This window comes from Roseomonas gilardii subsp. gilardii, from assembly GCF_023078375.1.
Classification (GTDB): domain Bacteria; phylum Pseudomonadota; class Alphaproteobacteria; order Acetobacterales; family Acetobacteraceae; genus Roseomonas; species Roseomonas gilardii.
This window is the reverse complement of record NZ_CP095554.1, coordinates 2,223,164-2,237,495: the sequence shown is the minus strand read 5'-3', so window position 1 is coordinate 2,237,495 and position 14,332 is coordinate 2,223,164. Positions and strand designations below refer to the sequence as shown.

Below are 14,332 nucleotides of genomic sequence, written 5' to 3'. Positions count from 1 at the left end.
CCCGCCCCCGGGCCGGATCAGAGTTCGCGCAGGGCGCCGCAGACGCGCTCGACCTGGGCGTCGCTGAGCTCGGGGAACATCGGCAGGCTCAGGACCTCACGCGCCGTGGCCTCGGTCTCGGCGCAGCGGGCCGGGCCCAGGGCGATGCGGCCACGATAGGCCGGTTGCAGATGCACGGGCACGGGGTAGTGGATGCCTGTGCCGATCCCCTGCGCCCGCAGCCGCCCTGCAGCAGGTCGCGCTCCGCGCTCCGCAGCACATACTGGTGGAAGACATGGGTCGCGCCCTCGCGCCGCAGCGGCGGCGCCACGGGGCCGCCTTCCAGCGCCGCGTCATAGGCCCCGGCGATCTCCCGCCGACGGGCGTTGTTGTTGTCCAGGCGCGGCAGGCGGGCGCGCAGGATGGCGGCCTGCACCTCGTCCAGCCGCGAATTCACCCCCGCGAGGTCGGAGACGTAGCGGGAGCGCCAGCCATATTGCCGGATCGCCCCGATCTTCTCGGCGAGCTGGGGATCGGCGGTGGCGATCACGCCGCCATCGCCCAGCGCGCCGAGATTCTTGGTGGGATAGAGGCTGAAGGCCGCTGCATCCCCGATCGTGCCCAGCCGGCGCCCGCCCAGCGTCGCGCCATGGGCCTGGGCACAGTCCTCGATCAGCGCCACGCCCGCGGCGCGGCAGGCCTCCAGCATCGGGGCGAGGTCGCAGGCCTGGCCATAGAGATGCACGGCGATGGCGGCGCGGATCGGCGGCAGGCCGGGCGGCGGCTCCTCCAGCACGGCCACCAGTTCGTCCGCATCCATGGTGTAGGTGTCGGGATCGATGTCGAGCAGCAGCGGCGTGGCCCCCGCCATCTCGATCGCCGCCACGGTGGCGACGGCGGTGTGCGACACGGTGGCGACGGTGCAGCCCTCGCCGATGCCCAGGCCGCGCAGGATCAGCGCCAGCGCGTCCGTGCCGTTGGCGCAGCCGATCGCGTGCTGCGCCGCGCCCTGGCCACGCCCGAGCCAGGTGGCGAACTCGCTTTCGAAGCCCTTGCCCTCCTGGCCCAGGATGTACCAGCCGGATTCGAGCGCACGCATCACCGCCGCGTCGATCTCCGCCTTCTGCGCGCGGTAGCCGGCGCCGGGATCGGCCTGCGGCACCAGGAGGTCGGGCACGTTCATCCGGGGTCTTCCTCAGATGCGATCAGGGTTGGATGTAGTCGGCGAGGCGGGGCCGGAACCATGCGACGCTGCGGCGCAGCCCTTCGGCCAGGGGCACGCGCGGGGCCCAGCCCGTCGCTTCCCGGAACGCGCGGTCGTCGGCATGGTAGGACCCGATATCGATGGCCGCCCGGTCGGGCGGAAAGGAGCGGATCTCGTAGCTCCCCTGCCCGGCGGCGTCCACCAGAAGCTCCGCCAGCCGCAGCAGCGAGACCGGGGCATCGCCGCCGATGTTGAAGGCCCGCCCGGCGCAACGCTCCGGCGCCGGGCCCAGCAGGGTCTCCGCCGCCGCCAGGAAACCGGCCACCACGTCATCGGCATAGGCGAGGTCGCGCAACTGCTCGCCGCCCCAGACCTCGAAGGGCTCGCCCTCCAGCACCCGGCGGATCCAGATGCCGAGGAAGGTCTGCCGCGCGTCGCGGATGCGCAGCCGGGGGCCGTAGCAGTTGGTCAGGCGCAGCGAGGCGACCGGCCGCCCCTGCACGCGGCCTTCCAGCAGCCAGTACTGCTCGCCGGCGAATTTGGAGACGCCGTTGGCATCGGGCGGGACGACCGGGTGCCGCTCATCCACCGGCAGGTATTGCGGGCGGCCGTAGAACTGGCGGGTCGAGGCATGCACCACCGCCGCGCCCGGGGCGGCCTGGCGCAGCGCCCCGATCAGGCGGAGCTGCGCGGTGGCGTTGATCTCCAGGTCCGGCAGGGGCTCGCGCATGCTGCCGGCATGGGAGGTCTGGGCGGCGCAGTTGAACAGCGCATCCGCCCCGCGCAGGGCACCCTCCAGGTCCAGCGCCGGATCGCGCAGGTCGCCTTGCAGCAGCCGGGCGCCGCATCCCTCCAGATTGCCCGGATGCGCGCCCATCCCGGGCAGCATCGCGTCGATGGCCAGCACCTCCGCCCCCGCCGCGGCCAGGGCGTGGCAGAGATTGGCGCCGAGGAAGCCGGCCCCGCCGGTCACCACGGCGCGGCGGCCGCGCCAGAAGGCGGCGCTCATGGCCTCATCCATCGGCACGGCGCGATGGCCGGGCGGACCCAGGCAGCGTGGTGGTGGCGAAGCGTCATGTCTCGGCGATCCTCGTCCTGCCGCGGGGCAAGGTGCTGGCGCGATTGCGGCGGTCCGGAGGCGAAAAGGACCGCCTCCGGACCGGAAGGCCCGTCAGGCGGCGGGCGCCAGCGCCACGCCGGTGATCTCCACCTTCCAGGCCGGATCGACCAGCGGCGCCTGGATCGTCATGCGCGCCGGCTTGGCCGTGGGGTCGAGCCAGCGGTCCCAGGCCCGGTTCATGGCCGGGGCATCGGCGATGTCGGCCAGCACCACGGTGATGGAGAGCAGCGCCCGCTTGTCCGTCCCGGCCTCGGCTAGCAGCGCGTCGATCTGCGCCAGGATATCGGCGGTCTGCCCCTCGGCATCGAGCGTGGCGTCATCCGCCACCTGCCCGGCCAGGAAGATCAGCCCGCCGCCGATGGTGGCGCCGGACAGGCGGCCTTCCTCGGCAAGGCGTCGGATGGTCATGGTGTCGTGCTCCCGGGCGGATATGGCGCCCCCAGCATGCGCGGGACGCGGCGCCGCGCCAGCCCCCGTGGTGGAAATTCGCCGCCGGACGGTTCCGGCCTTCCGGCCCGGCGCGCTTCCTGGCTGGCCTGCCCCGCGACAGGCACATGGCTTTTCCCGTGGACAGCCCCGTGACGCCTCCGTAGCGTCTGCCCCGTGCCCATGACCTCGCTCAAGCGCATTACGACCAAAAAGACGTCCCCCGGCGGGGCGTCCTCGGGCGTGCGCGCGGCGATCGCGGCGGCATAGCAGACCCCCGAGGACCCCGCCGGCAGCGGCGGGGCCCCGAAACAGGCTCCCGCCCGCTGGCCTCCAGACAGAGACCAGAACCCCCATGAGCCTGGACCTTTCCCTCGAAGCACCGAGCGACGCCCCGAACCGACCCGCCGGCCTGCGCGCGCCCGTGGTCGCCATCGTCGGTGCCACCGGCGCTGTCGGCGTCGAGCTCCTGCACTGCCTGGAGGCACGGAACTTCCCCGTCGCTGCGCTGAAGCTGCTGGCCTCTCCCCGCTCGGCCGGGCAGACGATGCGCTTCCGGGGCCAGGAGCTGGTGATCGAGGCACTCGGCCCCGACAGCTTCCAGGGCGTGGACATCGCCCTCTTCTCCGCCGGCAGCGGCGTTTCCAAGCAGTACGCCCCGGTCGCGGTCCAGGCCGGCGCCGTGGTGGTGGACAATTCCTCCGCCTTCCGCATGCGCGCCGATGTGCCGCTGGTGGTGCCCGAGGTGAATGCGGAGAGCATGGCCAGCCATGCCGGCATCATCGCCAACCCGAACTGCGTCGCCGCCATCGCCACCGTGGCGCTCGCCCCGCTGCACCGCGCCCATCCGATCCGCCGCCTGACTGCCGCGACCTACCAGGCCGCCTCCGGCGCCGGCGCCGCGGCGATGGAGGAGCTGCGCCAGTCCACCGCCGCCTATCTCAAGGGCGAGGCGTTCGAGCCCAAGGTCCTGCCGCACCCCTATGCCTTCAACCTCTTCAGCCACAATGCGGAGATGGACGAGGAGAGCGGCTATAACGGCGAGGAGCAGAAGGTCGTGGCGGAAACCCGCCGCATCCTCGGCACGCCGGATCTGCCCGTCGGCATCACCTGCATCCGCGTGCCGGTGCTGCGCGCCCATGCCATGGCGCTGCATGTGGAGTTCGAGGAGGTGGTGACGCCGGAGGAGGCGCGCGCCCTGCTCGCCGGGGCGCCGGGCCTGAAGCTGGTGGACGACCGCGCCCGCAACCACTTCCCCATGCCCTCCGAGGCTTCGGGGCAGGACGACGTGCTGGTCGGCCGCATCCGCCGCGACCTGGGCGACCCCTCGGGCCGCACCCTGGCCCTCTTCGTGGCCGGCGACCAGCTCCTGAAGGGCGCCGCGCTGAACGCCGTGCAGATCGCCGAGCGCCTGCTGCGCCGGGGCTGATGACGGGCGGGGTGTGGGGCGGCCCCGGGCCGCCTCCGCCCCCTGGCCATTCCCGATCGGGTGAGGCGGGCCGATCCATGGCCCCACCCCCTCGACCTTTCCAGCGCGCCGTAGCATTCCGGCCTCCGGACCATTCCGGAGTCTTGACGATGTGGAGCTGGCGTCCGCCCCTTCCCGGGCGGCGGCGATCCCTGGTGCCCGCCCCGATGCGCATCCTGGCGGCCCTTTCCCTGCTGCTGTCCGCCCTCCCCGCCATGGCGCAGACCGCCGTGCCGGAGGGCATGCTCCCCGCCCCGGACCGTTCGGGCGAGATCCGGCGAGGGGAGGCCTCGGTCTTCGCGCCGGACCTCGCCGGGCGCCGCATGGCCAATGGCGCGATCTTCGATCCCCAGTCCAACAGCGTGGCCAGCAGCGACCTGCCCCTCGGCGCCACCGCCCGCGTCACCAACCTGCGCAACCGCCGCAGCACGATCGTCGCGGTGCGGGACCGCTTTCCCCGCCGGGGCGAGCGCATCCTGAATGTCAGCCCGATGGTGGCGCGGCAGCTCGGCATGCGGGGCAGCAGCGTCATCCGCGTGGAGGTCGCGCCGCTGGCCGTGCCGCAGGCCGATGGCAGCATCCGCATCGGCCAGGGCAGCGGCCTGTCCGGGCGCAAGGCCTATGTGACGCCGCCGCGCTGAGAGGGGAGCCAGGGTGACAGGCCCGGGCTTTGGGCGGAGGATCGGGCAGCAGGAGGACAGGACGCGATGACCGATGCCAGCCTGATGCCCGGCTTCCGCATCGAGGATGTGGAGATCCCCGCCGGAACGCCGCATGCGCCGCCCGGGCTGCGCATCCGCGCCGCCACGCGCGGCACGGGTTTCCCCGTCCTGCTGCTGCATGGCCATCCGCAGACGCTGGTGACGTGGCGCCATCTCGGCCCCGCCCTGGCCGGGGCGGGCTATGCCGTGGTCGCCACCGACCTGCGGGGCTATGGCGATTCCGGCAAGCCGGAGGGCGGCGCGCGGCACGTGAACTACAGCAAGCGCGCCATGGCGGCGGACCAGGTGGCGGTGATGCGCGCCCTGGGGCATCGCCGCTTCGCCGTGGTCGGGCATGACCGGGGCGGGCGGGTCGCGCATCGCATGGCGCTGGACCATGCGGAGGCCGTGGAGCGCGTCGCCGTCTTCGACATCGCGCCCACCGCCACGATGTATGCCCGCACCGACAAGGAATTCGCCACCCGCTATTTCTGGTGGTTCTTCCTGATCCAGCCCGCGCCGCTGCCCGAGCGGATGATCGGGGCCGATCCGGAATTCTTCCTGCGCCAGCATATCGAGGGGCAGGTGAAGATCCCCGGTGCCACGCCGGAGGCGGTGATCCGCGAATACCTGCGCCCCTATCGCGACCCGGCCACCATCCACGCCATCTGCGAGGACTACCGCGCCGCCGCCGGCATCGACCTGGAGCACGACGCCGCCGATGCCGGGAACCGCGTCCGGGCGCCGCTGCTCGCGCTCTGGGGCGGGCGCGGCACGGTCGGCGCGCTCTATGACGTGCTGGAGACCTGGCGCGAGAAAGCGCTCGACGTCCGGGGCCGGGCGCTGGACTGCGGCCATACGCCGCAGGAGGAATGTCCGGAGGAAACGCTGCGGGAACTCCTGGCCTTCCTGCCGCCTCCCGGCCATCGCGGCTGAGCCACCCCCCCTGCTTTCACCCCTGCCGGCGAACCCGCGCGGCAACGAGGCGTTGTGTCCGGGAAGGACGGCCGCTGCCATCGCGCCCCTGCCATCGCGCACCGGCCGCCTCGTCAACGCAGAGGGAGGACCGCCTTGTCCCCGACCGCATCGAGCCCTGGCCCGCAGCCCGGCGGCAATCCCATCCCCGAGCCTGGCCTGCCCCCCGGCTCGCCCATCCCGCCGCTGCCGCCCGGGCAGCCCGCGCCGCCCATGCCGCCGGAACCCGACGGGCCGAACCCCGGCCCCGGCCCGGACATCAGCCCGCCGGGACCATCGCCGCAGGTGCCGCCCGCCACCATGTAGCCACCCCCGCGACAGGCGGCGCGCGCCGCCGGAGGCTTCGCCATGCTTTTCCGCGACCGGCGGGATGCCGGACGTCGACTGGCGGACCGGCTGCGGGGGATGGACCTGCCGCAGCCCATCGTCCTCGCCCTTCCACGGGGCGGGGTGCCGGTGGGCTATGAGGTGGCGCGGGCACTGGCGGCGCCGCTCGACATCCTCCTGGTCCGGAAGCTGCCGACACCGGGGGCTCCAGAGCTGGCCCTGGGCGCGATCATCGATGGCGCCCCGCCCCGGCGCGTGATCAACGAGCGGATCCGGCGCGAATTCGGGGTGCGCGACGAGGAGATCGACCGCATCGCCGAGGGGCAGCTCGCCGAGATCGCCCGCCGCCGCGCTGCCTATGTGCCCGACCGGCCGCCGCTCGCCATCGCCGGACGCAGCGTCATCGTGGTGGATGACGGAATCGCCACCGGGGCCACGATGCGGGTGGCCCTGCAATCCCTGGAGGGGGCCGGCGCCCTCCGCCGCGTCATGGCGGTTCCCGTCGCGCCGCCGGAGGCCGTCGCCGCGCTGGAGCCTCTTTGCGACGAGGCCGTGGTGCTGCTGCGGCCGCATGCGCTCGGCGCGGTCGGCCGTTTCTACGAGGACTTCACCCAGACCCGGGATGCCGAGGTGATCCGGCTGCTCCGCCAGGCCAGGACGGGCGCGATGCCGTGACGGAGCCGGAGCCCGGGGCGCATCACCTCAGAAGGCCACATGTCCCGCGATGGCGCTCAGCAGCGCGAAGAGCACGCCGCCGACCAGGAAGCCGACCACCGTGCCGTTGATCCGCACGAATTGCAGGTCGCGCCCGACCCGCAGCTCGATCCGGTCCGTCACGGTCTGTGCGTCCCAGCCGCTGACCACCTCGGCCACGAAGCCGGACAGGCGCTGCCGGGCGGAAGGCAGCAGCGCCAGCAGCATCCGCTCCACCGCCGCATTGACCCGGGCGCGGGCGCCGGGGTCCTCGGCCAGCACCTGCCCCGCATTGTTCAGCGCGGCCTGCGCCAGTGCCGCCAGCCGCCCGTCCGGATTGGCGGCATCCAGCTCCGCCGCCCAGCGCACCCGGTGCCAGGCATCGTCCAGCCAGCCCGCCACCACGCCATGGCGCAGGGCCGAGCGCAGCGCCGCCCCGATCTGGGCGGCGCGCTGGGGGTCGTGCTCCAGCCGGTCCAGCTCCCGCATCACCCATTCGTCGAAGGCGGCACGCAGCCCGCTTTCCGCGTTCTCGGAATTCAGCGCCTCATCCAGCGTGCCGTTCACCGCCGTGACCACGCGCTTGGCGAGATAGGCCCCGGCCACCCAGCCGACCACGGAACCGCCCTGCTCGCGCACGCGCTTCTCCACCTCCTCGCGCAGGGACTGCTCCTTGTTCCGCAGCACCTCGCGGATCTCGCCCAGCGCCAGGGCGAAGACGTCGCGGTGCTTGCCGCCCTCGACCAGCGTCCGCAGCGCATGGGCCAGGAGCTTCGTGGCGGCGGGGCCGTCGGCGAGGCGCGGCAGGATGCGCAGGACCTGCTTCTGCGCCTTCCCTTCCTGCATGCTGGTGAGCAGGCGCGGCACCGAGGCGGCGATGGCCCGGGCGGCCGGCCTCGTCGTCGCCTCGTCGGCCAGGACGTTGCGGATCACGCCGGCGAGGTCGAGCCGGGCGATGACGCGGGCGACCTCCCGCTCGGTGAAGACATGTTCCGCCACGAAGCGGCCCAGCGCGGCGCCCAGGCGCTCCTTCTGGCGCGGGATGATGGCGGTGTGCGGGATGGGCAGGCCCAGCGGATGGCGGAACAGCGCCGTGACCGCGAACCAGTCGGCGATGCCGCCCACCAGCCCGGCCTTGGCGCTGGCCTGCAGCAGGTCGGTCCACCAGCCGGGCGGCAGGGCATAGGCCCCCACCGTCAGCGCCGCCATGAACAGCAGCAGCCCGCTCGCCAGGGCCTTGTGGCGGCGCAGGCGCCGGCGCAGCTCGTCCTCGCCCGCCGGGAGAGGGGCTGTGGGGGGCGGCGAAACGGGCGCCGGGTCCGGCCGCTCTACCGCCGCGGGGTCCGGAGGCTGGGGCGAGGAAGGATGTTCCGGCGGCCTGCGGAAATCCCTCTCCTCTGAGCCGGCGCGCGGCGCGGTGGGGGAAGCGGGGCTGTCCTGCATAGGGCGCGGAATTGGCGGTGCCGGAAGCGCTTGTCCAGTGCCTCCGGGGTGTTATGTAATAACGTATGGCCCGCCTGCCCGATCCTCTCGCCTTGTCCACCGGTGTCGCTCCACGCCTGATCCTGGCCCTGGGCCTTTCGGCGCTGCTGTGGCTGGGGGTCGCCTGGGCCATGTCGGACGAAATTCTCTCCAGCGGGGTCGCCCCCCGTGGGGCCACTCTGGTGGCGGGAGGGCTGTCTTGAGCAGCACGCCCGGCATCCGCCTACATGACCTGACGGTGGCACATGAGCGCCGGCCGGCGGTGCACCATGTGAACGGCACTTTCCCGGAAGGCAGCCTGACCGCCGTGGTCGGGCCGAACGGCGCCGGCAAGACGACCCTGCTGCGCGCCATCGCCGGGCTGCACGCCCCCAGCGAGGGCCGGGTGGAGCGTGATTGCGGCCGCATCGCCCTGCTGCCGCAGATGACATCGCTGGACCGTTCCTTCCCGATCACCTGCCTCGACGTCGCCATGCTGGGGCACTGGCCACGCCTGGGCGCCCTTCGCGGCGCCTCTGCCGCCGACCGGGAGCGTGCCATGGAGGCGCTGGCGGCGGTCGGGCTGGACGGCTTCGGCCGGCGCCCGGTGGGCAGCCTTTCCGCCGGCCAGTTCCAGCGCCTGCTCTTCGCCCGGCTGCTGGTCGAGGACGCGCCGGTGATCCTGCTGGACGAGCCCTTCAACGCCGTGGACGCCCGCACCGCTGCGGACCTGCTGCGCCTGGTCCGGGACTGGCATGGCCAGGGACGCACCATCCTCGCCGTGCTGCATGACATGGATCTGGTGCGCCGGGAGTTCCCCGACTGCCTGCTGCTGGCGCGGGAGGCCGTGGCCTGGGGGCCGACCGAGGCGGTGCTGACCGCGCAGAACCGCCTGCGCGCCCGGATGATGGCGGAGGGCTGGGACGAGGACGCCGAAGCCTGCGACCGCCCCGTCGCCGCCTGAGGCACGCCTGACGCCATGCGCCATTCCGCCATGCCGCCAGCCGGGGTGTCCACCGGGGCACCCGCCGGGGTGCCGTCCCCGGCATGAGCGCCTATGACCTCCTCTTCTCGCCCTTCGTCGAATTCGGCTTCCTGCGCCGGGCGCTGATCGGCTGCCTGGCGCTCAGCCTCGCCGCGCCGCCGCTCGGCGTCTTCCTGATGCTGCGCCGGATGAGCCTGTCCGCCGATGTGCTGGCGCATGGCATCCTGCCCGGCGTGGCGGCGGGCTTCTGGGTCGCCGGCCTTTCCGTCACCGCCATGTCCCTGGGCGGGCTGATCGCGGGGCTGGGCGTGGCGCTCGGGGCCGGGGCGCTGTCCCGCGCCACGGGGGGCGGGAGGATGCGACCCTGGCCGCGCTCTACCTCCTCGCCCTGGCGCTGGGCGTCGCCATGGTGTCCGTGCGCGGCGGGGCGGTGGACCTCACCCACCTGCTCTTCGGCAGCGTGCTGGGCGTGGATGACGACGCGCTGCTGATGATGGCGGGGGTCTCCACCCTCACCCTCCTCGCCCTGGCCCCCGCCTGGCGGCCGCTGGTGCTGGAATGCTTCGACCCCCAGTTCGCCGCCGCGCAGCGGGCGCATGGCGGGGCCTGGCACATGCTTTTCCTGGCCCTGGTGGTGCTGAACGTCCTGGCGGCCTTCCAGGCGCTGGGCACGCTGATGGCGGTGGGGCTGATGATGCTGCCCGCCGTCGCCTCCCGCCACTGGTCGCGGCAGATCGGCGGGCTGGCCCGCGCCTCCGTGCTGCTGGCGGCCATCGCCTCCACGGCGGGGCTGCTGCTGTCCTATCACCTCGACGTCCCGACCGGCCCGGCCATCGTGCTGGTGGCGGGCGGGCTCTGGGCCGTCTCGGTGATCGCCGGGCCGGTGGACGGGTTGCTGGCCCGGCTGCTGCGTCGGCGCCACCTGGCGGGATAGCAGCCCGCCTCAGAGCCGCAGATTGGTGCGCGCGAGGTCCAGGATCTCGTTGCCGCGCCCGCTCATCACCGCCTTCAGCGCGAGGAGGCCGAAGCCCTTCATCTGCTCCGCCGTGATCTTCGGCGGGATGGCCAGTTCCTGCCGGTTGCTCACCACGTCGAGCAGCGCGGGGCCTTCCTCCGCCAGCGTGTCGCGCACCGCGGCTTCCAGCTCGCCCGGATCGGTGACGCGGCGCGCCGGAATGCCGCAGGCCCGCGCCATGGCGGCGAAATCCGGGTTCTCCAGCGACACGCCGGTTTCCAGCAGGCCGGCCGCCTTCATCTCCAGCTCCACGAAGCCCAGCGTGCCGTTGTTCAGCACCACCACTTTCGCCGGCAGCTTCTGCTGCCGCAGGGTCAGCAACTCGCCCATCAGCATGGTGAAGCCGCCGTCGCCGGAGAAGGAGACGACCTGCCGCTGCGGAAAGGCGGATTGCGCGCCGATCGCCTGCGGCAGGGCATTGGCCATGGAGCCATGCACCCAGGAGCCGATCAGGCGCCGCCGCCCGTTCATCGTCAGGTAGCGCGCCGCCCAGACCGTGGGCGTGCCGACATCGGCGGTGAAGATGGCGTTCTCCGCCGCCTGCTCGCTCAGCACCCGGGCGAGGTGCTGCGGGTGGATCACCCCTTCCCCGGGCTTCCCCTGTGCCAGCTCGTCCAGCCCCTCCCGCGCCTTGCGGTAATGCGCCAGGCAGGCATCGAGGTAGCGGCGGTCCTGCTTCTCCACCAGCCGCGGCAGCAACGCCGCGATGGTGGTGCCGACATCGCCGACCAGCCCCAGATCCAGCCGCGTGCGGCGGCCCAGATTCTCGGGGCGGATATCGACCTGGGCGATCTTCGCCTTCTGCGGATAGAACTGCCGGTACGGGAAGTCGGTGCCCAGCATCAGCAGGGCCTCGCAATTCTCCATGGCGTGATAGCCGGAGGAGAAGCCGATCAGCCCGGTCATGCCGACATCATAGGGATTGTCGTATTCGACGAACTCCTTGCCGCCGAGCGCATGGACGATCGGCGCCTTCAGCACTTCCGCCAGTTGCAGCAGGGCGCCATGCGCGTCGCGGCAGCCGCGCCCGCAGAGCAGTGTGACCTTCGAGGCGCCGTTCAGCATCTCGGCCAGGGCCTCCAGCGGCCCTTCGGCCGGACGGACCACCGGCGCCATGGGCAGCAGCGCCGTGGTCGTGGCGGGCGCAGCGGCAGGCTTCATCGCCACGTCGCCCGGGATCACCACCACCGCCACGCCGCGCTGGCCCACCGCGGCGCGGATCGCGTTGTCCAGCACGCGCGGCATCTGCTCGGGGCTGGAGACCATCTCGCAATAGACGCTGCATTCGCGGAACAGGTTCTCCGGATGCGTCTCCTGGAAATAGCCGGAGCCGATCTCGGCGCTCGGGATATGCGCGGCGATGGCCAGCACGGGCACGCGGCTGCGGTGGCAGTCGAAGAGGCCGTTGATCAGGTGCAGGTTGCCCGGCCCGCAGGAGCCGGCGCAGACCGCCAGCGTGCCGGTGAGCTGCGCCTCGGCCCCGGCGGCGAAGGCGGCGGCCTCCTCGTGCCGCACATGCACCCAGTCGATCTCCCCACGCTGGCGCAGGGCCTCGGTGATGGCGTTCAGGCTGTCGCCGACCACCCCGTAGATCCGCCGGACGCCGATGCCCTGAAGGGTCTCGGCGAAAAGATCGGCCACGCTCGCATTCGCCATGGTGCCACTCCCGCTGGTGTCAATCGGCAGGACAACACCACAGGGCACCGGGATATTCATCTGGAAGACTCGTTTTGGCGCAGCCATTCGCCCGGCGCATCGCTTCCTGCTGCCGTCGCGCCGTCCCGGGGGAAAAGGCTCCGCCTTCTCCCCCTGCCCCCTGATCCGCCAGGAAGCTGAGGTTCCTGGACCTCCCACTCGCTGGTTCCTGCTGACGCCGGATCGCGCCGGAATGCTTGGCTCTCCGGCGGCTGCCAGTGCCACCAGTGCCCCACTGATCCACCTGTGCCCAGGGATCGGACGGCAGGCTGACGGCCACCACCAGCGCCCATGACAGCCCGGGGTCCGGGAAGCGGCTTCGGTCCCCCCTCATGGTCATGGGCGGAATGGGGGTCCCGGGGGCGAGGCGGCGCCTTGCCCCCGGGGCCGGAGCTGTCTCAGTAGGGCACCTTGTCCGCCTTCGCGGCCCAGGCCTGGAAGGTGGTGATCGCCTCCTCCGCCAGGAAGCGCCGCAGGGGCAGCCTGCGCTCCCCGATCGGGCGCGCCACCTCGTCATAGATCGCGGCGTCGTCGAAGCCGATGGCGGCGGCATCGGCGCGGCCATTGCCATAGGCGATCTCGCCGATCCGCGCCCACCATGTGGCGGAGAGGCACATCGGGCAGGGCTCGCAGCTCGTGTAGAGGACCGCGCCGCTCAGGTCGTGCGTGCCCAGGCGGCGGCAGGCGTCGCGGATGGCCGTGACCTCGGCATGGGCGGTGGGGTCGCCATCCGGCACCACCCGGTTCGCCCCCTCTCCCACGATCCGCCCGTCCTTCACGATGACGGCGCCGAAGGGGCCGCCGCCCGTCTCGATATTCTCGCGCGACAGGGCGATGGCCCGGCGCATGGCCTGTTCGGGCGTGACGGCCGCGGGGGGCGTCGCGGGGGTTTGGGTGTCGGACAAGCTCGCATCCTTTCGCATCGGGCGTTCCTGCCCCATGTCTTCCCTTATGAAGCCCGCGCTTTCCATCCTCGACCAGTCCCCCGTGCTCGCCGGGCGCCCGCCCGCCGCGGCCATCCCCGACACGCTGGAACTCGCCAGGCTGGCGGACCGGCTGGGCTATGCCCGCTACTGGCTCTCGGAGCACCATAACAGCGAGGCCCTGGCGGGCTCGGCGCCGGAGATCCTGGTCTCCGCCATCGCCGCCACCACGCGCCGAATCCGCGTCGGCCCGGCCGGGATCATGCTGCCGCATTACAGCGCGCTGAAGGTGGCCGAGCAGTTCCGCGTGCTCTCGGCCATCGCGCCGGGGCGGATCGACCTGGGGCTGGGCCGTGCCCCGGGCTCGGACGGGCGCACCGCCTATGCGCTGAACCCGCTGAACGCCCGGCAGACGGAGGATCACTTCCCGCAGCAGCTCACCGACCTGCTGGGCTGGCTGGGCGAGGGGCTGGCGGCGAACCATCCCTTCGCCGCGATCCGGGCGCAGCCGCAGGGCGCGCCGCCGCCCGAGGTCTGGATGCTGGGGTCCAGCAACTATGGCGCCCAGGTCGCGGCCTATCTCGGCCTGCCCTATTGCTTCGCCTATTTCTTCTCGGACGGGCGCGGCGCCGCCGAGGCGCTGGAGACCTATCACAGCGGCTTCCGCCCCGGCGTGCTGCCGGCGCCGCATGCGGCGATCTGCGTCTTCTCCGTGGCGGCGGAAACGGAGGAGGCGGCAAGGCATCTGTTCCGTTCCCGCGAATTGCAACGCACCCTGCGGGAAAGGGTCGGCTTCGTCCCCCTGCCCCCGCCGGAGGAAGCCGAGGGCTTCGCCTATGACGAGGCCGAGCTGCGGCGCATCGAGCGGCTGCGGGAGCATTCGGCCGTGGGCACGGGCGAGCAGGTCTGGGAGAAGCTGTGCCGGATGGCGGCGGAATTCCGCTGCGCCGAGGTGGCGGTCGTCACCGCCTGCCACGATCCCATGGCGCGCCGCCGCTCCTACGAGCTCCTGGCCCGGGCGGCGGGGCTGGCGGAAGGCTGAGCTTTTCCCCTGGCCCCACCGGCCGGCGTGGGGGCTTAGCGGAAGGCGTCCGGGCGCACCCGGTGCAGGCGGCGGGACCGACGCGGGCGCAGCACCAGGAAGGCGGAGGCCAGGGTCGGGACGGAGAGGAGCGGCAGCAGGCCGAACCAGGTTCCGAAGCGGCGCGGCAGCAGCAGGTAGGCCAGCACCACCACCCCGGCCACCAGGGCGTTCAGCAGGACGGAACCCGCCCAGCACCAGCGGGCGAGGCGCAGGCGCGCGGCCTGCTCCGCCTCCTCCGCCTGGCCCCGGGTGAAGGGCATGCCATCGGAGCGGACC

General features: G+C 72.9%; 16 protein-coding genes and 1 pseudogene. 9 read left to right on the top strand and 8 right to left on the bottom strand.

The genetic code is table 11. The features are described 5' to 3' along the window. Positions 1 to 17 precede the first annotated feature (17 nt). The 4 genes and pseudogenes from MVG78_RS21730 to MVG78_RS09990 form a co-directional block, all read right to left on the bottom strand. Positions 18 to 176, bottom strand: coding sequence for a DegT/DnrJ/EryC1/StrS family aminotransferase (locus MVG78_RS21730; RefSeq protein ID WP_345892883.1), 159 nt, complete (start codon positions 174 to 176; stop codon positions 18 to 20). Positions 177 to 298: 122 nt separating this feature from the next. Continuing rightward, a pseudogene (locus MVG78_RS10000) lies at positions 299 to 1,078 on the bottom strand (DegT/DnrJ/EryC1/StrS family aminotransferase); the annotation flags it as partial. Positions 1,079 to 1,184: 106 nt separating this feature from the next. After that, positions 1,185 to 2,192, bottom strand: a complete 1,008-nt coding sequence (locus MVG78_RS09995; RefSeq protein WP_247551121.1) for an NAD-dependent epimerase/dehydratase family protein — start codon at positions 2,190 to 2,192, stop codon at positions 1,185 to 1,187. Between the two features lie 162 nt (positions 2,193 to 2,354). Further along, positions 2,355 to 2,711 carry a RidA family protein gene (locus MVG78_RS09990; RefSeq protein ID WP_247551119.1) on the bottom strand — a complete coding sequence of 119 codons (357 nt, stop codon included), beginning with the start codon at positions 2,709 to 2,711 and terminating at the stop codon, positions 2,355 to 2,357. Between the two features lie 373 nt (positions 2,712 to 3,084). On the opposite strand from MVG78_RS09990, the gene MVG78_RS09985 reads away from it, so the two are divergent. The 5 genes from MVG78_RS09985 to MVG78_RS09965 all read left to right on the top strand — a co-directional run bounded on the left by MVG78_RS09985 (position 3,085) and on the right by MVG78_RS09965 (position 6,875). After that, a complete protein-coding gene (locus tag MVG78_RS09985; RefSeq protein WP_247551117.1) occupies positions 3,085 to 4,158 on the top strand; it encodes an aspartate-semialdehyde dehydrogenase in 1,074 nt (357 codons plus the stop codon). 194 nt (positions 4,159 to 4,352) lie between these two features. Next, positions 4,353 to 4,838, top strand: coding sequence for a septal ring lytic transglycosylase RlpA family protein (locus MVG78_RS09980; RefSeq protein ID WP_247551115.1), 486 nt, complete (start codon positions 4,353 to 4,355; stop codon positions 4,836 to 4,838). A gap of 66 nt (positions 4,839 to 4,904) precedes the next feature. Then, the gene (locus tag MVG78_RS09975; RefSeq protein ID WP_247551113.1) at positions 4,905 to 5,834 is read left to right on the top strand and encodes an alpha/beta fold hydrolase; all 930 of its coding nucleotides are present in this window, start codon (positions 4,905 to 4,907) and stop codon (positions 5,832 to 5,834) included. Between the two features lie 135 nt (positions 5,835 to 5,969). Continuing rightward, on the top strand, positions 5,970 to 6,179 hold the full coding sequence (locus MVG78_RS21540) for a hypothetical protein (RefSeq protein ID WP_282615006.1): 210 nt from the start codon (positions 5,970 to 5,972) through the stop codon (positions 6,177 to 6,179). 42 nt (positions 6,180 to 6,221) lie between these two features. Further along, positions 6,222 to 6,875: a phosphoribosyltransferase gene (locus MVG78_RS09965; RefSeq protein WP_247551111.1), complete on the top strand. Its 654-nt coding sequence runs from the start codon at positions 6,222 to 6,224 to the stop codon at positions 6,873 to 6,875. 27 nt (positions 6,876 to 6,902) lie between these two features. On the opposite strand, the gene MVG78_RS09960 is transcribed toward MVG78_RS09965, so the two are convergent. Beyond that, positions 6,903 to 8,336 carry a DUF445 domain-containing protein gene (locus tag MVG78_RS09960; RefSeq protein ID WP_247551109.1) on the bottom strand — a complete coding sequence of 478 codons (1,434 nt, stop codon included), beginning with the start codon at positions 8,334 to 8,336 and terminating at the stop codon, positions 6,903 to 6,905. A 238-nt stretch (positions 8,337 to 8,574) separates the two neighbouring features. Here MVG78_RS09960 and MVG78_RS09955 point away from each other — a divergent pair, with 238 nt between their 5' ends. The 3 genes from MVG78_RS09955 to MVG78_RS22050 all read left to right on the top strand — a co-directional run bounded on the left by MVG78_RS09955 (position 8,575) and on the right by MVG78_RS22050 (position 10,273). Next, entirely contained in the window at positions 8,575 to 9,318 is a 744-nt protein-coding gene (locus MVG78_RS09955) for a metal ABC transporter ATP-binding protein (RefSeq protein WP_247551107.1), read from the top strand. A gap of 83 nt (positions 9,319 to 9,401) precedes the next feature. Continuing rightward, positions 9,402 to 9,830, top strand: coding sequence for a metal ABC transporter permease (locus MVG78_RS22055; RefSeq protein ID WP_428480631.1), 429 nt, complete (start codon positions 9,402 to 9,404; stop codon positions 9,828 to 9,830). Then, entirely contained in the window at positions 9,746 to 10,273 is a 528-nt protein-coding gene (locus MVG78_RS22050) for a metal ABC transporter permease (protein ID WP_428480630.1), read from the top strand. The genes MVG78_RS22055 and MVG78_RS22050 overlap by 85 nt, the downstream gene beginning before the upstream one ends. Before the next feature lie 9 nt (positions 10,274 to 10,282). Here MVG78_RS22050 and poxB read toward each other — a convergent pair whose 3' ends face one another. Beyond that, complete coding sequence (gene poxB, locus MVG78_RS09945) at positions 10,283 to 12,010, bottom strand: ubiquinone-dependent pyruvate dehydrogenase (RefSeq protein WP_247551105.1); 1,728 nt, start codon at positions 12,008 to 12,010, stop codon at positions 10,283 to 10,285. Positions 12,011 to 12,447: 437 nt separating this feature from the next. Continuing rightward, entirely contained in the window at positions 12,448 to 12,954 is a 507-nt protein-coding gene (locus MVG78_RS09940) for a nucleoside deaminase (RefSeq protein WP_345892822.1), read from the bottom strand. Between the two features lie 34 nt (positions 12,955 to 12,988). Between MVG78_RS09940 and MVG78_RS09935 the strand changes: the two genes are divergently transcribed. Then, positions 12,989 to 14,014, top strand: a complete 1,026-nt coding sequence (locus tag MVG78_RS09935; protein ID WP_247551103.1) for an LLM class flavin-dependent oxidoreductase — start codon at positions 12,989 to 12,991, stop codon at positions 14,012 to 14,014. Between the two features lie 35 nt (positions 14,015 to 14,049). On the opposite strand, the gene MVG78_RS09930 is transcribed toward MVG78_RS09935, so the two are convergent. Further along, positions 14,050 to 14,316, bottom strand: a complete 267-nt coding sequence (locus MVG78_RS09930) for a hypothetical protein (protein WP_247551101.1) — start codon at positions 14,314 to 14,316, stop codon at positions 14,050 to 14,052. Positions 14,317 to 14,332: the final 16 nt, after the last annotated feature.